Consider the following 20,740-nt stretch of genomic DNA (forward strand, 5'->3'; position numbering starts at 1 on the left):
ATGCGTAATCGAATTACGATAAAAATAACCCGGTGCGCCCAGGCTCCTCCACAGAGCGACGGGACGCATCCAGTCCTGTATTCAGGAGGCTCCATGAACCTCGATTCCACGGCGTCGGACCTGGCTTACCAGTCTGGCTTCGGTAACGAATTCGCCAGCGAGGCGCTGCCCGGCGCACTGCCCGTTGGCCAGAACTCTCCGCAGAAGGCCCCGTACGGCCTGTACGCCGAACTGTTTTCCGGCACCGCCTTCACCATGGCCCGCAGCGAAGCGCGGCGAACCTGGATGTACCGCATCCGTCCTTCGGCCAACCATCCGGCCTTCGCCAGGTTGGAACGGCAATTGGCCGCAGGCCCGCTGGGCGAGGTGACACCCAATCGCCTGCGCTGGAGCCCGTTGCAGCTCCCCACCGAGCCCACCGATCTGATCGACGGCCTGGTCCAGATGGCGGCCAATGCCGGTGCGGAAAAACCCGCCGGTATCAGCATCTATCACTACTGCGCCAACCGCTCCATGGAGCGGGTGTTCTTCAATGCCGACGGTGAGTGGCTGATCGTGCCGCAACTGGGGCGGCTGCGCATCGCCACTGAGCTGGGTGTGCTGGAAGTGGCTCCGCTGGAAATCGCTGTACTGCCTCGGGGGCTGAAATTTCGCGTCGAACTGCTCGACGCGCAAGCCCGCGGCTACATCGCCGAGAACCACGGTGCGCCGTTGCGCCTGCCAGACCTCGGGCCGATCGGCAGCAATGGCCTGGCCAATCCAAGGGATTTCCTGGCCCCCGTCGCCCATTACGAAAACCTCGTGCAACCGACCACGCTGGTACAGAAGTTCCTCGGTGAACTGTGGGCCTGCGAGCTGGATCATTCGCCGTTCGACGTGGTGGCCTGGCATGGTAACAACGTGCCGTACAAATACGATCTGCGGCGATTCAACACGATCGGCACGGTCAGCTTCGACCACCCCGATCCGTCGATTTTCACCGTGTTGACGTCGCCGACCAGTGTCCATGGCCTGGCGAATCTCGATTTCGTGATTTTCCCGCCGCGCTGGATGGTTGCGGAAAACACCTTCCGTCCGCCGTGGTTCCATCGCAACCTGATGAATGAATTCATGGGCCTGATCCAGGGCGCCTACGATGCCAAGGCCGAGGGCTTCCTGCCGGGCGGCGCGTCGCTGCACAGCTGCATGAGCGCCCACGGCCCGGATGGCGAGACCTGCACCAAGGCGATCAATGCCGAGCTCAAGCCAACAAAAATCGACAACACCATGGCCTTCATGTTCGAGACCAGCCAAGTGCTGCGTCCCAGCCGTTTCGCCCTGGACTGCGCACAATTGCAAACTGACTACGACGCCTGCTGGGCCTCGCTGCCGGTCACTTTCGACCCGACCCGGAGATAACCCATGACCCAAGTTTCCCCTACCCTCAGCTGGGTTGTTTGCGCTAATGGTCATCCCGACTTCCCGCTGCAGAACCTGCCGCTGGGCATCTTCAGTGTCGCTGGCGAAGCTCCCCGTAGCGGCGTGGCGATTGGTGAGCGGATCTTCGACCTGCAGGCCGCGTTGCAAGCGGGACTGTTCGACGGCAAGGCAGGCGAAGCCGTCGAGGCCATGCAGGGCGGCCAGTTGAACGCCTTCTTCGACCTGGGGCGCGAGGCCCGGGTTGCCCTGCGCGAAAGATTGCTCGAACTGTTGCGCGAGGACAGCCCCCAGCGGGACGCGATCCAGGCCCAGGGCGCGCGGTTGCTGCCGCTGGCGGCGGACTGCCAGATGCACTTGCCGGCGAAAATCAATGACTACACCGATTTCTACGTAGGCATCGAGCACGCGCAGAATGTCGGCAAGCTGTTTCGGCCGGACAATCCGCTGCTCCCCAACTACAAGTACGTTCCCATCGGTTATCACGGTCGCGCTTCGACGGTTCGCCCCTCCGGTACCGATGTGCGCCGTCCGCAAGGCCAGACGCTGCCGCCCGGCCAGGCCGAGCCGATCTTCGGCCCGTGCGCGCGGCTGGATTATGAACTGGAGCTGGGTATCTGGATCGGCAAGGGCAACGCCCTGGGCGAGCCCATTGCCATCGGCGATGCGGCCGAGCACATCGGCGGTTTCTGCTTGCTCAACGATTGGTCGGCCCGGGATATCCAGGCTTGGGAGTACCAGCCGCTGGGGCCTTTCCTGTCGAAAAGTTTCCTCACCAGCGTATCGCCGTGGGTGGTGACGGCCGAGGCTCTTGAGCCGTTCCGTCGCCCGCAGCCGGCGCGCCCGGAAGGCGACCCCCAGCCGCTGCCGTATCTGCTGGACAAGCGTGACCAGGCTGGCGGAGCCTTTGATATCGAACTGGAAGTCCTGCTGCTGACCGAATCCATGCGCGAGCAGGGCCTGGCGCCTCATCGCCTGACCTTGAGCAACACCCGGTACATGTATTGGACCGTGGCGCAGATGGTCGCGCACCACAGCGTCAACGGTTGCCAATTACAGGCCGGCGATCTGTTTGGCTCGGGCACATTGTCAGGGCCTGAAAATGGTCAGTTCGGCAGCCTGCTGGAAATCACCGAGGGCGGTAAAAAGCCGATCGAACTGGCGTCCGGCGAAGTCCGCAAATTTCTCGAAGACGGTGACGAAATCATCCTGCGCGCCCGTTGCGGCCGCGAAGGTGCCGCCTCCATCGGTTTCGGCGAATGCCGCGGCAAAGTCTTGCCGGCGCATTGAGGGGGCGGCATGGAGCTTTACACCTACTACCGTTCCACGTCGTCTTACCGGGTGCGCATCGCGCTGGCGCTCAAGGGCCTGGATTACCGGGCCCTGCCGGTCAACCTGATCGCGCCGCCCGGGGGCGAACATCGCCAGCCGGCCTACCTGGGGATCAATCCCCAGGGGCGGGTACCCGCGCTGCGTACCGATGAGGGCGCTTTGCTGGTCCAGTCTCCGGCGATCATCGAGTACCTGGAGGAACGTTATCCACAGGTGCCGTTGCTCAGCCGTGACCCCGTGCTTCGCGCACATGAGCGTGGCGTGGCCGCACTGATCGGCTGCGACATCCATCCACTGCACAATGTCAGCGTGCTCAACAAACTCAGGCAGTGGGGCCACGACGAAGAGCAGGTGACGGAGTGGATCGGGCACTGGATCAGCCAGGGGCTGGCAGCAGTGGAACAGTTGATTGGCGAAGCCGACTATTGTTTCGGCGCGGCGCCAGGCCTGGCGGACGTTTACCTGATCCCGCAGCTGTATGCGGCCGAGCGCTTCAATGTGTCGTTGCAGGGGTATCCACGAATCCGCCGGGTGGCAGCGTTGGCGGCAGCCCATGCGGCGTTCCAGCAAGCGCATCCGGCGAGTCAGCCTGATACTCCCTGAGTCGCCCCTGTGGGAGCGAGCCTGCTCGCGAAGGCGGTGGGTCAGACGCTCTGATAGTGAGACTGCCTGCTTCATCGCGAGCAGGCTCGCTCCCACAGGGTGTGTAATGGGCCGCGGGGGCTCAATGCACAATCGTATTCGGTGGCAGATGCCCCAGCCGCTCGGTCAGCCGGATCCGCTGGATCGGGTCATCACTGAGCATCAATGCATGTTCGAGATCGAAACGCTCGGCATTGGGGCAATCGAGTCGCTGGTAGAGGCTGGCGCGGGCCAGGTAGTCGGCGGCGCTGGCGTTACCCAGTTCCAGCACCCGTTCGGCATCGACCAGCGCGGCGATGTAGTCGTCGTTGGCCAGATGTAATTGCCTGAGATTACGCGACAGCCGCTGGAGCATCTGCATCGGCTCGGCGCAGACCATGTGCTCGGCCTTGAGCGGCAGGTTGGCGCCGTATTGGCGATGCAGCAAGTCCCGGCAGTCATTGGGGTACAAGCGGCGACCGCCGCAGGGGTCGAGCAGGTGGTCCGCGCCAGGTACACGCAGCAGGAAATGGCCGGGGAAATTGACACCGGTCATCGGGATTTCCAGGCCCTTGGCCAGCTCCAGGGCTATCAGGCCCAAGGCCAGCGGCTGCCCTCGCTTGCGGACCAGGACCTTGTCCAGCAGCGCCGCGCCAGGCCGTAGCGGCGTAGCGTCGTCCTGGGCGAAACCCAGATCATTGAGGCGCCGAAGCAGGGGCTGGCCCAATTCGCTGACAGGCAGCATCGGCAGGCCGTGGCTGACTTTCTGCTGCAGCTCCCTGAAATCCTTCAATAACGCTGGCACGTCCACTTCACGATCATGCTCGGCGGCGATCCACAGGGCTGCTTCGAGCAGTGCCGGTGGCGAGCGGTGCAGACAGTCAAAAAAGGCTTGGCGCGGTTTCATCACAGTCTCCGGACTATGCCTCGTTTTAGCTCTGCCGCGAGGTTTCGTCCAGTCTCGCAAAGAGGGGGTAGCCGGTTATGCCGAAAAGACTGACGATCATGCGGCGTTATTCCGGCGTGCTCCTGCAATTTTCGATTGCGCGCCTATACTGGCGAGACAGACAAAAAAGTGATTCGGGAGCCTGTCGATGTTTGCTCTCATGCAAAGCTCCCGCCTTGAATCGCTGCACTTGAGCGTAGACCCGGCAACCGGGTTGAAGGCGGTGATTGCCATTCATTGCAGCCGTCCTGGGCCTGCACTGGGTGGCTGTCGTTATCTTTCCTACCCCGACGACGAAAGTGCCGTGGCCGACGCCGTGCGCCTGGCCCAGGGCATGAGCTACAAGGCCGCGCTGGCCGGCCTGCCCGTGGGCGGGGGCGTGGCGGTCATCATGCGTCCGGCACATGTCGAAAGCCGGGCGGCGCTGTTCGAAGCCTTCGGCCGCTCCATCGAGCAGCTGGACGGTCGCTACATTACCGCCATCGACAGCGGCACATCGGTGGCGGACATGGATTGCATCGCCCAGCAGACTCGTCATGTCACCAGCACCACTGCCGCGGGAGACCCGGCGCCCCATGCGGCCATGGGGGTGTTCGCCGGGATCCGCGCCACGGCCATGGCTCGCCTGGGTAGCGACAACCTGGAAAGCCTGCGGGTGGCCATCCAGGGCTTGGGCAATGTCGGTTATGCGCTGGCCGAGCAACTGCATGCGGCGGGCGCCGAACTGCTGGTCAGCGATATCGACCCCGGTAAAGTGCAACTGGCGATGGAGCAACTGGGCGCCCATCCCATCGCCAACGACGCACTGCTCAGTACCCCCTGCGACATCCTGGCTCCCTGCGGCCTCGGCGGGGTACTCAACAGCCAGAGCGTGGCGCAACTGCGCTGCTCGGCCGTTGCCGGCTCGGCGCATAATCAGTTGAGCAACCTGCAAGTCGCCGACCAGTTGGAAAGACGCGGGATCCTCTATGCACCGGACTACGTGATCAATTCCGGCGGCCTGATCTATGTTGCCTTGAAACACCGCGGCGAAGAGCTGCCGACCATCACGGCGCATCTCGCCAAGATCGGTGCCCGGCTCACGGAAGTCTTCGCCCACGCCCAGGCCGAAAAACGCTCACCGGCCAGGGTGGCTGACGAGCTCGCGGAGCGTCTGTTGTACCGATAAAAAAAGATCGCAGCCTTCGGCAGCACCTACACCGTGTAGGAGCTGCCGAAGGCTGCGATCTTTTTGATCATTCGTCCGACGGATTGAGCAGTTCGGACAACGCGTCTGGCTGGCTCTTGAATGCCTTGGCGAACACATCGCGATTCTTCGCCATGTAGATGCCGGCTTCCTCCACCTGTTGTTCGCTCAGCGATGGAACGGCTTTTTGCAACACTTCGGCGAGCAATTCAGCGAGTTCCAGCATTTTGTCATGACGGTCAGCTTCGGCTTTATCCATGAACAATCGCTCCAGATCTCGGCTGCTGCGGTATACCACTTCGACGGCCATTCACCACCTCACATGCCTTCACATTTGGTTTTGTCTGTGACTACTGTATTTATATACAGGCCAAAGGATAAGCGAATCCTGACGCTTTGAATAGTGGCTTTTTAATGTAGACCGGTTTCGAGGTTTGTCGCCCAGGACAAACGTGCCCGCGACGGGACCGCTTGATGTCGCCAACGTGTCGAATGCCAGCCCGGTGCCATCTCATTGCGGTCGCTGGCCTTTTTTCTGCATGCAGAACAACCGTCACGTCCAACCCGCATCATCCGGTCGAGTCGACCTAAGGAAACTACACCGTGAAAATCAACTGGGCCGAGAACCTGCGCCAGAATGTCCACCAACTGGCCGAATCCCTGGGCAACCTGTTCGTCGAGACCTTCCACTACCTGGCGCTGTTCGCCATCGGGGCGGTGACGGCATGGGCCGCCGTGATGGAGTTTCTGCAGATGATCGAGGAGGGTCATATCAAGATCGACGACATCCTCCTGCTGTTCATCTACCTGGAGTTGGGGGCGATGGTCGGGATTTACTTCAAGACCAATCACATGCCCGTGCGATTTCTCATCTACGTGGCGATCACCGCGTTGACGCGCCTGCTGATTTCCAACGTCTCGCATCACAGCCCGCCGGACCTGGGCATCATCTACTTGTGCGGCGGCATCCTGCTGCTGGCGTTCGCGATCCTGGTGGTGCGCTACGCCTCGTCGCAGTTTCCCTCGGTGAAGATCGAACACCCGCACCGTAAGGTCGGCGCGGGTTCGAGCGAGCATGCCGAAGTGGAGAAGGGCGAAATCTAGAGGCCTGCGGCGCTGGACGCCTGGCCCTGTACCTGCGGTGGCGGCACTTTGATGTTGTCGCCGCCGGTCATGGCTTCGAGGATGGCCACGGCGCTGTGGCCCTGCTCGATGGCAATGCCGAATTGAATGCTCTGCACCAGGCGCTTGAGCCGTTCCGGGTCGTTGCGTTGCTGCGCGCTGATCATGCGCTTGGCAACGACGCGCCCGGCCTTGGACAAGGTCAGCATGATGCTGCCGTCCAGGCCCTGGATGCTCAGGTTGATCTGGTATTGCGGCGCGAAGGCGTCCGTAATGATCTGAAAAGGGTTGTCCATGATGCGTCACCGCCTGATTGAACGTGCAGTTGTTGACCGGCCATGATCGGGATTAGTTCGCAACACCGGACCACCGGCCATTCCATGATCGTATCCATCGCCAGATTCCCGGGGCGGGCAGGCGGCTGACCCATTGATCGCAGCCCGCGGCGCCTCCTGCAAGGGAGGTAGCAAGGGGCATGCCGGAAAAACTGTCGGACAATGATCACGGAGCCTGGACGCGCAATGCTCTGGAATGAGGTTATGGCGGCAGCCCGTTTCGGGGCACTGGCGGGCCGATGTTCGCTGACGGTGCAGGGCACGCAGGCGGATTGGAATGAACAAGCGGGGCGAGACAACTCCCGACATTAACAGCGCTGTTGCTCGTTGTCCGGCTTTATTTGCAAATGAATATTTATCTTTTTTCGGGGGTTGAATTGTTCTTCCGCCAGCCCGACTCTGTACTCAAGGGGCCGTTGCGCTAACGTCGATTGGCCCCTGGCGAGCTAGCCGAAATAAGGGATGAACTATGCAAATCCAAGTCAACAGCGATAACCATATTCAAAGCAGCATCCGACTGGAGGAGTGGGTACGTACTACCATTGAAAGCACGCTCGAACGTTACGAAGAAGACCTGACACGGATCGAGGTTCATTTGGGGGATGAGAACGGCGACAAGCCCGGTCCCCATGATTTGCGTTGCCAACTTGAGGCTCGGCCAAAAGGCCACCAGCCAATTTCCGTAACGCACAAGGCCGAGTCGCTGGAACTTGCGATCGAAGGCGCAGCCACCAAGCTGGAACATAAACTGGAGCATCTGTTCGGCAAACTGCGCGGCAAGCGCGCCGCCACCAACGGCCAAACCGAGTCGATTGCACTGGCTGATGCCATGCTGGAAGAAGAATTCCTCGAGAACGAACGGGCTGCGCTTAACGGCTAAACCCGGTCACTGAAATTACCCACCAAACAGACGGGCCTGCAATTGCAGGCCCGTCTTGTTTCAGCTATTCACCATGGCCCCGAATCAGAACGCCACGGACGTCTGCACATACAACGTGCGCGGTTCCCCTACGTACTTGCCCCGATTGTTGTCGTCAAACGAGCGGGTGAAGTATTGGGTATTGAAGATGTTCTTCACGCCCACCGCGACGTTCAGGTCCGACAGTTGCGGGCCGAAGTCATAAGCGGCGCGGCTGCTGAACAGCATATAGCCAGGGATATTGCCGGTGCTGCCATCGGCGCTTTCCGCGCGGGTATTGGCGTTGTCGGCAAACTGCGCGCTCTGGTAGGTGCTGTCCAGGTTCAGCTTCCACGGCCCATCCGTGTAACCCACGCCCAGCGTACCTTTGTGCCTGGAGGAGAAGGGCACGCGGTTGCCCTTGTTCGGTCCGTCTTCGCGGATGGTGGCGTCGACGAAGGCGTAAGTGGCGTACACGTCAAAACCGGCCAGCGCCGGGCTCAGGCCGTCGAGGGCATAGTTGATGCTGGTTTCGATGCCCTGGTGGCGGGTCTCGCCCCGGGCGATCACCGAATCGTTGGTCTGGTTGCTTTCGTACTGGTTGTCGAAGTTGATCAGGAAGGCGCCGATCTCTGCCCGCAGGTTGCCATTGTCATAGCGGGTGCCAAGCTCCCAGGTGCGGGCTTTCTCCGGCTTCACTTCACCGCTGCTGACGCGGTTGGGCATCTGGCTGTACTGCACGCTGCCGAACGAGCCTTCGGTGTTGGCATACAGATTCCATTCGTCGGTCAGGTGGTACAGCAAATTCAGCGCTGGCAGGGCGGTGTTGTAGTCGCCCTTGTACTTCGCGTTGGTCAGGTTGTTGGTTTGCTGCGACTCGATCATTTCGTAGCGAATGCCGGGCGTGATCGTCCATTTGCCGATATCGATCCGGTCATCGATGAAAAATGCATTGGCTTCGGTTCCGCCGCGGGTATCGCGGTCGTTGCGGCTGGAGGTGGTCGGCAGCTCGTTGCTGGCGATCGGTGTGCGATAACGCAGTTCATGACCGGCTTCGTTGATATAGCGATAGCCGACGCCGACCTCGTGGCTGGTCGGGCCGAGATCGAAGCCTTGGGCGAAACGGGTTTCCAGGCCGCGTACCCAATATTCACGAGGCGACAGGGACAGGAAGGAGCCCTGGTCCAGATAGCCGCTGCGCAAGGTCTTGGTGAAAAACGTGTTGGCGGTGAATTCTCGCCGGTCCTGCTGGTAGCGGTAGCCGAAATTGACCAGGGTACGACGACCCCAGAACCGGTCTTTCTGGCGGGTGGACTGATACGGGTCGGCGTTGTAGTCGGCCACGTTCAGGCCGCCGGGCATGTCGGCCTCGCCTTCGTAATACTGGGCCATGGCGTTGAAGCTGTTGGCCTCGTCCAGTTGATAGTTGCCCTTGAGGATGAGATCGTCGATCTGCGTGTCGCTGTGCTCACGCCAGTCGCCGCCGCGGGTGCCGGAATACAGCAGGGCGCCGCCCAGGCCGTTATCGGCGGTGCCGCCGGCCAGCAGATTGGCGGACGTCTTGAAGCCATCGTGGCTGGAAGACGGGCTCGCCTCGGTCTGGAAACCGCCTTTGACGGTCGGTGCATCGGGTATTGCCCGGGTCACGAAGTTGACCACGCCGCCGACGTTTTGCGGGCCGTAGCGCACCGCGCCGCCCCCGCGCACGACATCCACCGCGTCCATGTTGCCCATGCTCACGGGAGCAAAGGACAGCTGCGGTTGGCCATACGGCGCGAAAGGCACTGGAATCCCGTCCATCAGTACCGTCGAGCGGGAAGCCAGGCGCGGATTGAGGCCACGGATACCGAAATTCAGCGCCATGTCATGGCTGCCGGTGCCGTTGTTTTCCGGTGCGTTGACGCCGGGAATGCGATTGAGCACGTCCCGGGCCTGGGTCGCGCCCTGGCGTTCGAATTCTTCGCGGCGGATAACGTCCCGAGCGCCCGGGTGTTCGAAGACGTTGGTCGGCGCTGCGTCGCCGAGCCAGTCACCGACCACGGTCGTGGTGCCGATGTCCAGTGCAGTGCTGCTGACCGGTTGCAGGCTGAAAGCATTGTCTCCCTCGGGCCGGGCTTGCAGGCCTGTGCCTTCAAGCAGCGCGTTCAAGCCTTGCTCGGGGCTGTAGCTGCCTTCCAGGCCGCGACTCTGCAGGCCGCCGGTCAGTTGCGAGCCGAAGGAAATCAACACGCCGGCTTCGCGGCCGAACTGATTGAGAGCGTTTTCCAGCGACGACGGCGCAATGTGATAGGCCTTGGCCTCTGCAGCCAGCACGGCGGGCAGTGCAACGAAACTCAAGCTGGCCCCCAGGAACAGTTGACGCGCGGCGCGAGCGAGCGGGGTGAGACGGGTGGGTTGCTGCGGCATGGATGGGAGTCCCGAGAAGGTTATATCGAAGTGGCTTTCCTTCTCTGTCACCCGAGGTGTGGAAAACGGCTCACAGGCAAATCATTTTTTTTGGGTGGCCCGCCATGGGCTCAAGCGCGAGCTTCGACCGTGACCCAATAGCGGGTGAAACGCCGCACTTTTACCGGCAGGCTGATTTCCAGCAGATCAAGGATTCGCTCGCCGTTGTCCAGCGGATAAGTTCCGGAGACCAGAAGGTTGGCGACTGCCTCGTCGCAGTGCAGCTGGCCGCGTCGGTAGCGGCCCAGTTCCTCAAGGAAATCCGCCAGGCGCATGTGCGCGGCGACCAGCATGCCCTCCGTCCAGGCACCGCTGTTGGCGTCCAGCGCCGTGGCGACACCGGTACCGTTGATGCGAAGGGACGCTTGTCGGGAAGCCCCCAGCAGAAAAGCCGGGCCGTGCCTGCCGCGAATGTCCACCTGGCCGGCAAACACTGCGACCTGGGTGTGGTCTGCATACTCACGCACATTGAAGCGGGCGTCGTGGCTTTCCAGCAGGCCATGGGCGGTCAGCACCTGCAGGGGGCGTGGGTCCTGGGCTGCGGTCAACAGCAGTTCGCCTTCCAGCAGGCGGATCAGGCGGCGCTGAGCGTCGAAGCGAATATCGACCGCGCTGCCGCTGTTGAGCTGCAACTGGCTGCCGTCATCCAGCGCCAGGCGACGCCGCTCGCCCACCGGGCTGCGGTAATCGGCGAGCAATGGCGGCAACAACTGGCGTTCACGCAGGCCCCAGGTCGCGGCCGAGCCGGCACCCAGCAGCAACAGCATCTTGAGGGCCCGGCGCCGCGTTGCCGACTTCGGTGTGTTGAGCGTCGCATGGGCCAACGGAGAAGACACGTTGCGCAGCCGCTGATTGACCCGCTGGATATGCTCCCAGGCGCGGCGATGTTCGCTGTGTGCATTGAGCCACTGTTCCCAGGCTTGCTGCTGGCGCGCATCGAGTGGTCCTTGCTGCATTTCCAGCAGCCAATGCACCGCCTGCTCGGCGACTTGCGCGCTGACGTTCGGCGCGCTGGGCATCGGCGGGTTCACAGGGCGAAGTAGCAGCGCATCGCTGCCTTGTTCAGGTGGCGCTTGACCGTCGCCAGGGAAATACCCAGTTCACGGGCGATTTCGTTGTAGGTCAGGCCATCGATCTGCGCCAGCAGGAACGCCTTTTTGACCGCACGTGGCAGTCCATCGAGCAGTTGGTCCAGCTCCAGCAGGGTCTGCAGGATGATCGCTCGCTCCTCTTCCGACGGCGCCACTTGCTCCGGCATCTGGGCGAGGGTGTCGAGGTAGGCGCGTTCCAGGTCCTGGCGTCGGTAATGGTTGAACAGTACGCGCTTGGCGATGGTGGTGAGAAATGCACGGGGCTCCAGGACCGGCTGCGGATCGCGCGCGGTCAGCACGCGCATGAACGTGTCATGGGCCAGATCGGCGGCACTGTCGGGACACCCGAGTTTTCTTCGCAACCAGCCGTTGAGCCAACTGTGGTGGGCGTTGTAGAGCACTTCGACGGTGTGTGCAGGCGGCAACGAGGAACATCCCGACAGCGGTAAGCTGTGCTAGAGAACAAGAATTGTTCGCATTGTAGAGGCGCGCAGAGGGAAACGGCAATCGGGATGAGTGTTTCGTTTCGGCTATGGATCGGATCGGGCTTTCGTGAGCTGGTTCGTTCGCACATGGATGCGCTAGCGCAAAAACGCCTGCCGATACTCCCCGGGGGTTGCCCCCAAGGCTTGGCGAAAACGGTTGGTGAAATGGCTGGCGCTGGCAAATCCGCAGGCCAGAGCTACCTCGCCCAACGGTTGTAGGGTATGGCGCAGTAAGTGCCGCGCCCGGGTGAGACGCCGCGCCAGGACGTACTGGTGCGGTGGCAGGCCGAAGGTTTCGCGGAACATCCGGGCGAAATGGTATTCGGAGAGGGCACACAGCGCGGCGAGTTGACCAAGGCTGATGGCTTCGGCCAATTGAGCGTCGATGTAATCCACCAGCAAGCGTCGCTGGTGCGCGGCCAACCCACCCTTCAGGCGCAGGCCCTGGCGCTGGCCAACCTGATTGAGCAGCAGATGGCTGAGCAGCTCATGGGCCAGGCTGGTACCGAGCAGGCGTTCACCCGGCTCGGCCCAGTCCAGCTCGATCAACTGTCGAAAGCGCTGTGCCTGCCGCGGGTCATCGAGAAAGGTTGCCTCGTGCAATTGCACTTGCCGCGGTTCGCGATCCAGCAGCGTGACGCAACCCAGGGCGAATTGCTCGGGGCTGAAATACAGGTGGGCGAGGCGAATGTCGCCGTTGATGACCCAGGCCGATTCATGTCCGGCCGGCAACACGCAGAGTTTGCCGGGCGCCCCCGTGGTGTCGGGACGCTCGCGGCGAAAAGTGCCGGTGCCGCCGGCGATGTAGCACGACAGCGTATGGTGGGTTGGCGCCTCGTAGTCACGGGCGTCGTGATGGTTGCTCCACAAAGCCGCCGCCATGCCGTCACCGAGCTCGGCGCTGTGCTCCAGGCGAGCATTGGGCGAGCTGTTGAGGGCTTGGAAGACTTGCAGGGTTTGCAGACTGGTCATGATCGGTTTCTCCAGCTCGAATCCTACTCCCTCGAGGCGCCCATGCCAGCCTGTCCCTGATAAAAACCGCAAGTTTACGCAAGCGTCGGGCAGGTATCGGCGTGAGACTGGCCGTCATTGCCAGGAGTCGTCGCCATGAACCTTTCGTTGTACCTGCTTACCGTGCTCATCTGGGGGACCACCTGGATCGCCCTGAAATTGCAGTTGGGCGTCGTCGCCATTCCCGTGTCGATTGTCTATCGCTTCGGCCTCGCCGCGCTGATCCTGTTCGTGATGCTCCTGCTCAGCCGCCGCCTGCAGGTCATGAACCGGCGCGGTCATTTGATCTGCGTCGCCCAGGGCCTGTGCCTGTTCTGCATCAACTTCATGTGTTTCCTGACCGCCAGCCAATGGATTCCCAGCGGCCTGATCGCCGTGGTGTTTTCCACCGCGACGCTCTGGAACGCCGCGAATGCGCGGGTGTTCTTCGGTCAGCGGATCGCCCGCAACGTCTTGCTCGGCGGTGCCCTTGGGCTGCTCGGGCTGGCGTTGTTGTTCTGGCCGGAGCTGGCCGGGCACAGTGCAAGTCCGCAAACGCTGCTCGGGTTGGCGCTGGCGCTGTTGGGCACCTTGTGTTTCTCGGCGGGCAACATGCTGTCGAGCCTGCAACAGAAGGCCGGCCTCAAGCCGTTGACCACCAACGCCTGGGGCATGGCCTACGGGGCCGCGATGCTGTCGGTGTGGTGCTTGTTCCAGGGCATTCCGTTCGAGATGGAATGGAATACGCGCTACGTAGGCTCGCTGTTGTACCTGGTGATCCCGGGTTCGGTTATCGGCTTTACTGCATACCTGACGCTGGTAGGGCGCATGGGGCCGGAGCGGGCGGCGTATTGCACCGTGCTGTTCCCGGTGGTGGCCTTGAATGTCTCGGCTGTTGTCGAGGGTTATCAGTGGACGGCACCGGCGCTGGTCGGACTGGTGCTGGTGATGCTGGGCAACGTGTTGGTGTTTCGCAAGCCGCGACCCGTGGCCGCGGAAGTCGCGCTGGCTCGTTAAGCCACAACGTCCGCTATGAATCCCGTGGCGAGGGAGCTTGCTCCCGCTGGGTTGCGAAGCAACCCCAAGGCGTATCTGCCACCGCGCTGTATCAGATAAACCGCAAGGGGCTGCTGTGCAGCCCAGCGGGAGCAAGCTCCCTCGCCACGGTGTGTTCCTCGTTGTATCGGAGGGCTATTTCCAGACTTGCGGGTTGACCAGGTTTTTCGGTCGTTCGCCCAGCAAGGCGCTGCGCAGGTTTTCCACGGCCAGATTGGCCATGGCCTCACGGGTTTCATGGGTAGCCGAACCGATATGCGGCAAGGTGACGGCATTTTTCAACTGGAACAGCGGCGACTCGGCCAGCGGTTCCTTTTCGTAGACATCCAGCCCGGCGCCGCGGATGCGGTTGTTCTGCAAGGCTTCGATCAACGCCGGCTCATCCACCACCGGACCGCGGGAAATGTTCACCAGGATGGCGCTCGGTTTCATCAGGGACAGCTCGCGCTGGCCGATCAGGTGGCGGGTCTTCTCGCTCAACGGCACCACCAGGCAGACGAAGTCCGCTTCGGCCAGCAACTGGTCCAGTTCGCGAAACTGCGCGCCCAACTGGTTTTCCAGCTCGGGCTTGCGACTGTTGCCGCTGTAGAGGATTGGCATGTTGAACCCCAGCCGACCACGTCGGGCAACAGCCGCGCCGATATTGCCCATGCCGACGATGCCCAGGGTCTTGCCATGTACATCGCTGCCGAACAGCTGTGGCCCGACAGACGCCTGCCACTCTCCGGCCTTTGTCCAGGCGTCCAGTTCGGCGACGCGCCGGGCACTGCTCATCACCAGGGCGAACGCCAGGTCGGCGGTGCTTTCGGTGAGCACGTCGGGAGTGTTGGTGAGCATGATCCCGCGTTCATTGAAGTACGCCAGGTCGTAATTGTCATAGCCCACCGACACGCTGGAGACCACTTGCAGCTTCGTGGCGTGCTGCAGTTGCTCGCGGCCGAGCTTGCGGCCAACGCCAATCAGCCCGTGGACATGGGGCAAGGCTTCGTTGAACTGCGCATTGATGTCGCCGTTCGACGGGTTGGGCACGATCACGTCGAAGTCCTGGCGCAGGCGCTCGATCATGGGGGGCGTGATACGGCTGAAGGCGAGTACGGTTTTTTTCATCGTGCAAGGCTCATCTGCGGAGAATACCAAGCACGCTAACATTCCTGGCGCGGGTTAGGCGAGAGGGACGGTGCATCCCAGCGCCACACTTTTCCTTTTGGGAGTGAGCTTATGTGGGAGCGAGCCTGCTCGCGATCGCGGTGTGTCAGTCACCGGATAGGCCGGCAGATAAATCGCCATCGCGAGCAGGCTCGCTCCCACAGGGACCTTTCTTCCACAGGGGCCTTTCTACACAGTCAGGCGGCCCGCAGCGAAATAAACGCGTAGTTGACCGGCTCCTCCGTGACGACACTTGCGCCGCTGTCGGTGACCTGGCGAGCAACGTCATCACCAGACAAGTGGAACTGCCATTCACCCGCCGCTTGGTCCAGCGTCTGCGCGCGAGCCTGATCGATGGCGGCAGCAAACGCCGCCATGTTCGGCAGGTACGCGGTAAATCCGTCGCCCTTCAGCGCGGTGGTGTGGATGCCCAGGGACACGCAGATGCGTTCCTTGATCGCGATCTCTTCACGGTCGGCCTGGCGGGAGCGCTCGATCAATCGGGCCAGTTCCTGATCCACCAATTGACCGCCGACGATCAGTTGCGGCCCCGTTTCCCACGACTCCGGCGGGCAATCCTTGGCGGCGGTATTGAGTGGAATGTGCGGGTTGATTTCCATGGGATAGATGCGGCACACCAAGGGGCGACGCTCATAGATGCGGCACAGGTTGTCCGCGTCCAGATTATGGCAAGGACCGGGATTATAGGCAGCGAAGGTGATCGCCACGCGGGCCTCGCTGGTACCGCTGCGCACTACCGCCGAGCGTCGTTCGGCGTGCTCGCGTTGCGCCACCGGCAGGCCGAGGCCATTGGGCAGGAAGGCTTCGACCAGGACAATCACCTGGCCGCCATCATTCGCCCACATCCTGGCTTCATCGAGCGTCAGGGGAACGTGATGGCCCGTGCAGCATTTACCGCACCCTACGCAAGAAAACGTTGTGTTCATTGATTGACCGAAGGCAATTGGCTAAAGCGGCGACAGAAAAACGCCGTGATAAGCCATGCGAAGCAATTTATGCGCCACTCATCCGGGGGTTTCGGTCGGGCGGATCGAGTCCCATTCGGTCACGAAAGCGCTCTTGGTTTTCTTGCGGTAGAGGCACAGCTCGGTGCCGGTCGCGCCTTGCATGTGCTTCTGCGGGTATTGGCCTTGCAGCAACAGCGCGGTGTAGCCCACCCGGTCATCGAATTGCGCGGGGCCGCCGACCGGTTCGGCATTTTTCAAACCGCTGGCCTTGATGCAACTGGCGAGGACCTTCTTGTCATAGGCAGCCCAAGCATCGGAGCTGGAGGCATGGGCCTGTGCAGCCAGGGCGCTGAGGGCGAAGAAAATCAGGCAGGGTACTTTCATCGGCAAGATCCTTGTTCTGGGAGGCCAGCGCAGGAGTATGCCTGAGGTTGGGACGGTATCGAGGCCGCGAACTCGCAGCCTCGTGCATTCGGCGCACCATCGGAACGCGGGCGGGTTCAGCGACCTTGTTCGGCGACGGCCTTGGCCGCCGTGATCAGGCATTTGGTCAGTTCCGGCGAGGAGAATTTGGTCAGGACCCCGTTGGCGCCCGCCAGCCGCGCTTTCTCACTGTTCATCGCGCTGTCGAGCGAGGTGTGCAACAACACGTAGAGGTGAGCGAAGTCGGGTGTTTCGCGCAGGGTCCGGGTGAGGGCGTAACCGTCCATCTCGGACATTTCGATGTCGGAAACGATCAGGTTGATCTCCTGCGCCGTGCCTTGCAGCTCAAGCAGGCAGTCGATGGCTTCCTTGGCGCTGCGGGCGGTGTGGCATTGCAGGCCCAGATTGCGCAGGGTATGCACCGATTGCTGGAGCGCCACCTGGCTGTCATCGACCACCAGGATTCGGGCGTTGCCGAGGACTTCGGCGTCTTCCATGCTCAGTTCGGTGGGCGCCGTCTCGATCTGCGCCGGGGCGATGCCATGGATGACTTTTTCGATGTCCAGCACCTGCACCAGCGTGCCGTCCACCGAGGTCACGCCAGTGATGAACGCACGCACACCGCCGGAGCCGTAGGGCGGCGGCTTGATGTCGGTAGTCAGGCAATGCACGATCTTGCTCACCGCCTGCACGTGCAGGCCCTGCTTGGAGCGACTGACGTCGGTGACGATCAGGCACCCGCCGTCCGGGTCTTCCAGCGGCCGCTCGCCAATGGCGCGGCTGAGGTCGATCACCGACAACGACGTTCCGCGCAACGTGGCGATGCCTTTTACGTGTGGGTGCGACTCCGGCAGTTTGGTCAGCGGCGGGCAGGGAATGATTTCGCTGACCTTGAGCAGGTTGATTGCCATCAGCTTGCCGCTGCGCAAGGTAAACAGCAGAAGCGAAAGGGAATCTGCGCGGGCTTTGTTGGAAGACATAAAAACCTTCTGTGGAAAAAGGTGGGGCGAGCATGAAGATCGCCAAGACAGCTTTTGATAACGGGTTATCGACTTGTCGGGGGCAGGCTTTAGGGCGAAAAACTGTCAATGGCCAGGATCACTGCAGCACTGTCCACATAACGCTGCTTTTGTGGCGAGGGAGCTTGCTCCCGCTCGGCCGCGCAGCGGTCGCAAAATTCGAAACCGCGCTGCAGGTGAGGGCCGCTTCGCAACCCAGCGGGAGCAAGCTCCCTCGCCACAAAAGTCCCCTCGGCAAACTATTTGAGGCCCAGCCGCCTGGCCATCCGCCCCAGGTTGGCCCGATCCAGGCCCAGTTCCCGGGCAGCGCTGGCCCAGTTGTGCTGATGGCGTTCCAGGCAAGCGCTGATCATTTGCCGTTGATAATTTTCCGTGGCCTGGCGCAAGTCACCGGAAACCTTCACCGTGGAGGCTGGCACGAGGCTGTTGTTCGGAGCATTTTCCGGGAGTACGTGAGGCAGATCCAGATCATCGGCGCTCAAGCTGAGAATCTTCGGCCGAACCGGATGCTTGCCCAATGCCTTCAACGCGCTGCGACCGATCAGGTGTTCCAGTTCGCGCACGTTGCCCGGCCAATCGTAGGCCAGCAACGCAGCCTGGGCGTCGCTGGTCAGGCGCAGGCTGCCAAGGCCCATGCGCGAGCGGTTCTGTTCCAGGAAGAAGCCGGCGAGCAGCAGCACATCGCGCCCGCGATCACGCAGCGCGGGCACTTGCAGCGGGTAGACACTCAACCGGTGGTAGAAGTCGGCCCGATAACGGCCATTGCGCACTTCCTCGGCGAGGTCGCGGTTGGTCGCCGCAATCAGGCGTACATCGACGCGGTGCTCCTTGTCCGAGCCCAGGCGTTGCAGCTGGCCGCTTTGCAATACGCGAAGCAATTTGGCCTGGACGGTCAGGGACAGTTCGCCTACCTCGTCGAGGAACAGCGTGCCGCCATCCGCCAGCTCGAATTTGCCGCGCCGGTCCTGGGTGGCACCGGTGAATGCGCCTCGAACATGGCCGAAGAGTTCACTTTCCACCAGCGTGTCAGGCAGCGCCGCGCAATTGAGGCTGATCAGCGGCTGGTCGGCACGGTGGGAGGCGGCATGAATGGCCTGGGCGACCAATTCCTTGCCGACGCCGGTTTCGCCATTGATCAGTACCGTCAGGTCACTGCCCCCGACCAGCTTGATCTCTTCCACCAGGCGTTTATGGGGCTTGCTCTGGCCGACCATGTCGCGCTGCTGCTGGCCGCTGGCCTGACGGTAAACCTCGGCGCGGCGATGCTCGTCCTCGGCCCTCAACGCCAGGCGCTCGATGCGTTCGGCGGCGCTGACGGTGGCTGCGGCGAGACTGGCGAAGGCTTGCAGGGCGCTCAAGTCAATAGGTTCGAAGCGTTCCGGGTCCAGCGAGTCCAGGGTCAGCAAGCCCCAGGGCTGCTCATCGACAAACAGCGGGCAACCCATGCAATCGTGAACCTCCAGATGTTCATCCAGCCCTTCCACCAATCCATCGTACGGATCGGGCAGGTCACTGTCGGTGGCGAAGCGAGTGGGCTGCGGATTGGCCAGCAAAGCTTCGAAACGCGGATGCTCACTGACCCGGAATCGCCGGCCCAGGGTGTCGGTGCTCAAGCCATCCACGGCCAGCGGGACGAGGCAGTCGCCGTCCAGGCGCAACAGTGCGGCGGCGTCGCAAGGCAACAGGCTGCGCAGGGCTCCGAGCAGGCGCCGATAGCGCTCGCCTTCAGGCAGTTCGCGGGACAGGTCGGCCACTAGCGGCAATAGCGAGGTCAGCAAGGAAGTTGCGGTCATAATGACTCCATCTAGTCATATGGACTATAAACGCTGCCTTGTCGATATGACTACATCGTCTTCAACTGCCTGAAATACAAGGCCAAAATTTGTGGCATGAAAACTGATAGGCATAGGTAACTGTTATTTGTACCACGCGAGGAGTCACCTATGCTGAGTCGAGAACAACGCGCCATCATCCGGTCCACTGTCCCCTTGCTTGAAAGCGGTGGGGAAGCGCTGATCACTCACTTCTACCGCATGATGCTGTCCGAATACCCGCAAGTGCGCCCGCTGTTCAACCAGGCTCACCAGGCCAGCGGCGACCAGCCGCGTGCGCTGGCCAACGGTGTATTGATGTATGCGCGGCACATCGATCAGCTCGACCAGTTGGGCGATCTGGTGGCGAAGATCGTCAACAAGCACGTGGCCTTGCAGATCCAGCCACAGCATTACCCGATCGTCGGCTCCTGCTTGCTGCGGGCAATCGCCGAGGTACTGGGCGAAGAGATCGCTACACCTGAAGTGATTTCGGCGTGGGGCGCGGCCTATAACCAGTTGGCCGATATCCTGATCGGCGCCGAAACCAGCTTGTATGACCGCAAAGCCGCGGCACCCGGCGGCTGGCGCGGTGAACGTGAGTTCATCCTGAAGGCCAAGGTGCAGGAAAGCGCGGAAATCACTTCGTTCTACTTCGAACCGGTGGACAAGGGGCCTATCCTGCAAGCCGAGCCCGGCCAGTACATCGGTATGAAGCTGGTGCTGGACGGTGAAGAAGTGCGCCGCAACTATTCATTGTCGGCCTTGGCGAACAATGGCCAGTACCGCATCAGCGTCAAGCGCGAGGCGGGCGGACGGGTGTCCAATTACCTGCACGACCATTTCCAGGTCGGCAATAGCATCCAGCTGTTTCCGCCGTCGGGAGATTTTTACCTCACCGCCAGCGACAAGCCGCTGGTGCTGATCAGTGGCGGCGTCGGCATCACTCCGACCCTGGCGATGTTGCAAGCGGCGCTGCAAACCGAGCGCCCGGTGCATTTCATTCACTGCGCGCGCAATAGCCAAGTCCATGCCTTTCGCGAGTGGATCGACGACCTGGCCAAGCGGCACCCGCAACTCAAGCGTTTCTACTGTTATGACGAGCACGACGGCGCAGGGCCGGCGGCTGACAAGGTAGGGCTGTTGAGTGAAGAGCAACTGGCGCAGTGGTTGCCCGAGCAGCGAGACCTGGACGCGTACTTCCTTGGGCCTAAGGGCTTCATGGCGGCCATCAAGCGTCATCTCAAGGCCTTGGGCGTACCGCCGGGACAAAGCCGCTATGAGTTCTTCGGGCCGGCGGCTGCTTTGGAATAAATGCCAGGGGCAATCCGGGTGACCGGGTTGCCTTCTTCGCGAGCAGGCTCGCTCCCACAGAGGATCTGCATTATCCGGAACACGCATGCACGACGCGTGACCTGTGGGAGCGAGCCTGCTCGCGAAAGCGGCGGCA

The 20,740-nt window shown here is 62.0% G+C and carries 20 protein-coding genes; 8 read left to right on the forward strand and 12 right to left on the reverse strand.

Annotation, left to right across the window (positions count from 1 at the left end; all coding sequences use genetic code 11):
• The first annotated feature begins 93 nt into the window (after nucleotides 1-93).
• Genes hmgA through maiA form a run of 3 tightly spaced genes read left to right on the forward strand, consistent with a single transcriptional unit; the run spans nucleotide 94 to nucleotide 3,351 of the window.
• Complete coding sequence (hmgA, locus tag M1E16_RS04325) at nucleotides 94-1,398, forward strand: homogentisate 1,2-dioxygenase (RefSeq protein ID WP_458129284.1); 1,305 nt, start codon at nucleotides 94-96, stop codon at nucleotides 1,396-1,398.
• A gap of 3 nt (nucleotides 1,399-1,401) precedes the next feature.
• Complete coding sequence (gene fahA / locus M1E16_RS04330; RefSeq protein WP_458129285.1) at nucleotides 1,402-2,706, forward strand: fumarylacetoacetase; 1,305 nt, start codon at nucleotides 1,402-1,404, stop codon at nucleotides 2,704-2,706.
• 9 nt (nucleotides 2,707-2,715) lie between these two features.
• Entirely contained in the window at nucleotides 2,716-3,351 is a 636-nt protein-coding gene (gene maiA / locus M1E16_RS04335; RefSeq protein ID WP_458129286.1) for a maleylacetoacetate isomerase, read from the forward strand.
• A 121-nt stretch (nucleotides 3,352-3,472) separates the two neighbouring features.
• On the opposite strand, the gene M1E16_RS04340 is transcribed toward maiA, so the two are convergent.
• Nucleotides 3,473-4,276: a SirB1 family protein gene (locus tag M1E16_RS04340; RefSeq protein WP_434602853.1), complete on the reverse strand. Its 804-nt coding sequence runs from the start codon at nucleotides 4,274-4,276 to the stop codon at nucleotides 3,473-3,475.
• Between the two features lie 187 nt (nucleotides 4,277-4,463).
• Here M1E16_RS04340 and M1E16_RS04345 point away from each other — a divergent pair, with 187 nt between their 5' ends.
• Nucleotides 4,464-5,483, forward strand: coding sequence for a Glu/Leu/Phe/Val dehydrogenase dimerization domain-containing protein (locus M1E16_RS04345; protein ID WP_458129287.1), 1,020 nt, complete (start codon nucleotides 4,464-4,466; stop codon nucleotides 5,481-5,483).
• Nucleotides 5,484-5,550: 67 nt separating this feature from the next.
• On the opposite strand, the gene M1E16_RS04350 is transcribed toward M1E16_RS04345, so the two are convergent.
• Nucleotides 5,551-5,811 (reverse strand): YebG family protein, encoded by a 261-nt coding sequence (locus M1E16_RS04350; RefSeq protein WP_003205410.1) that lies wholly within the window; start codon nucleotides 5,809-5,811, stop codon nucleotides 5,551-5,553.
• 293 nt (nucleotides 5,812-6,104) lie between these two features.
• Here M1E16_RS04350 and M1E16_RS04355 point away from each other — a divergent pair, with 293 nt between their 5' ends.
• Nucleotides 6,105-6,605: a phosphate-starvation-inducible protein PsiE gene (locus M1E16_RS04355; protein ID WP_186611035.1), complete on the forward strand. Its 501-nt coding sequence runs from the start codon at nucleotides 6,105-6,107 to the stop codon at nucleotides 6,603-6,605.
• Here the strand turns inward: M1E16_RS04355 and M1E16_RS04360 are convergent.
• Nucleotides 6,602-6,919, reverse strand: coding sequence for a DUF3509 domain-containing protein (locus tag M1E16_RS04360; protein WP_434626032.1), 318 nt, complete (start codon nucleotides 6,917-6,919; stop codon nucleotides 6,602-6,604). The genes M1E16_RS04355 and M1E16_RS04360 overlap by 4 nt on opposite strands.
• A 508-nt stretch (nucleotides 6,920-7,427) precedes the next feature.
• Between M1E16_RS04360 and M1E16_RS04365 the strand changes: the two genes are divergently transcribed.
• Complete coding sequence (locus M1E16_RS04365) at nucleotides 7,428-7,838, forward strand: HPF/RaiA family ribosome-associated protein (RefSeq protein ID WP_434626030.1); 411 nt, start codon at nucleotides 7,428-7,430, stop codon at nucleotides 7,836-7,838.
• A gap of 84 nt (nucleotides 7,839-7,922) precedes the next feature.
• On the opposite strand, the gene fecA is transcribed toward M1E16_RS04365, so the two are convergent.
• From fecA to M1E16_RS04385, 4 genes are all read right to left on the reverse strand, one after another.
• Nucleotides 7,923-10,262 (reverse strand): TonB-dependent Fe(3+) dicitrate receptor FecA, encoded by a 2,340-nt coding sequence (gene fecA / locus M1E16_RS04370; RefSeq protein WP_458129288.1) that lies wholly within the window; start codon nucleotides 10,260-10,262, stop codon nucleotides 7,923-7,925.
• Between the two features lie 110 nt (nucleotides 10,263-10,372).
• Nucleotides 10,373-11,320: a FecR domain-containing protein gene (locus M1E16_RS04375; RefSeq protein ID WP_458129289.1), complete on the reverse strand. Its 948-nt coding sequence runs from the start codon at nucleotides 11,318-11,320 to the stop codon at nucleotides 10,373-10,375.
• An 8-nt stretch (nucleotides 11,321-11,328) separates the two neighbouring features.
• Nucleotides 11,329-11,817 (reverse strand): sigma-70 family RNA polymerase sigma factor, encoded by a 489-nt coding sequence (locus M1E16_RS04380; protein WP_458129290.1) that lies wholly within the window; start codon nucleotides 11,815-11,817, stop codon nucleotides 11,329-11,331.
• Between the two features lie 156 nt (nucleotides 11,818-11,973).
• Nucleotides 11,974-12,849, reverse strand: coding sequence for a helix-turn-helix domain-containing protein (locus M1E16_RS04385; protein WP_458129291.1), 876 nt, complete (start codon nucleotides 12,847-12,849; stop codon nucleotides 11,974-11,976).
• 135 nt (nucleotides 12,850-12,984) lie between these two features.
• Between M1E16_RS04385 and M1E16_RS04390 the strand changes: the two genes are divergently transcribed.
• Complete coding sequence (locus M1E16_RS04390) at nucleotides 12,985-13,884, forward strand: DMT family transporter (protein WP_458129292.1); 900 nt, start codon at nucleotides 12,985-12,987, stop codon at nucleotides 13,882-13,884.
• Between the two features lie 174 nt (nucleotides 13,885-14,058).
• Here M1E16_RS04390 and M1E16_RS04395 read toward each other — a convergent pair whose 3' ends face one another.
• From M1E16_RS04395 to norR, 5 genes are all read right to left on the reverse strand, one after another.
• Nucleotides 14,059-15,030, reverse strand: coding sequence for a 2-hydroxyacid dehydrogenase (locus tag M1E16_RS04395; RefSeq protein ID WP_458129293.1), 972 nt, complete (start codon nucleotides 15,028-15,030; stop codon nucleotides 14,059-14,061).
• Between the two features lie 236 nt (nucleotides 15,031-15,266).
• The gene (locus tag M1E16_RS04400; RefSeq protein WP_458129294.1) at nucleotides 15,267-16,016 is read right to left on the reverse strand and encodes a YkgJ family cysteine cluster protein; all 750 of its coding nucleotides are present in this window, start codon (nucleotides 16,014-16,016) and stop codon (nucleotides 15,267-15,269) included.
• A 78-nt stretch (nucleotides 16,017-16,094) separates the two neighbouring features.
• The gene (locus tag M1E16_RS04405; RefSeq protein ID WP_458129295.1) at nucleotides 16,095-16,421 is read right to left on the reverse strand and encodes a hypothetical protein; all 327 of its coding nucleotides are present in this window, start codon (nucleotides 16,419-16,421) and stop codon (nucleotides 16,095-16,097) included.
• A gap of 116 nt (nucleotides 16,422-16,537) precedes the next feature.
• Nucleotides 16,538-17,440, reverse strand: a complete 903-nt coding sequence (locus tag M1E16_RS04410) for a chemotaxis protein CheV (protein WP_030139917.1) — start codon at nucleotides 17,438-17,440, stop codon at nucleotides 16,538-16,540.
• Nucleotides 17,441-17,718: 278 nt separating this feature from the next.
• On the reverse strand, nucleotides 17,719-19,272 hold the full coding sequence (gene norR, locus M1E16_RS04415; RefSeq protein WP_458129296.1) for a nitric oxide reductase transcriptional regulator NorR: 1,554 nt from the start codon (nucleotides 19,270-19,272) through the stop codon (nucleotides 17,719-17,721).
• A gap of 150 nt (nucleotides 19,273-19,422) precedes the next feature.
• Between norR and hmpA the strand changes: the two genes are divergently transcribed.
• Nucleotides 19,423-20,604 (forward strand): NO-inducible flavohemoprotein, encoded by a 1,182-nt coding sequence (hmpA, locus tag M1E16_RS04420; protein ID WP_458129297.1) that lies wholly within the window; start codon nucleotides 19,423-19,425, stop codon nucleotides 20,602-20,604.
• Nucleotides 20,605-20,740: the final 136 nt, after the last annotated feature.

Source organism: Pseudomonas sp. Z2-11 (assembly GCF_054161305.1).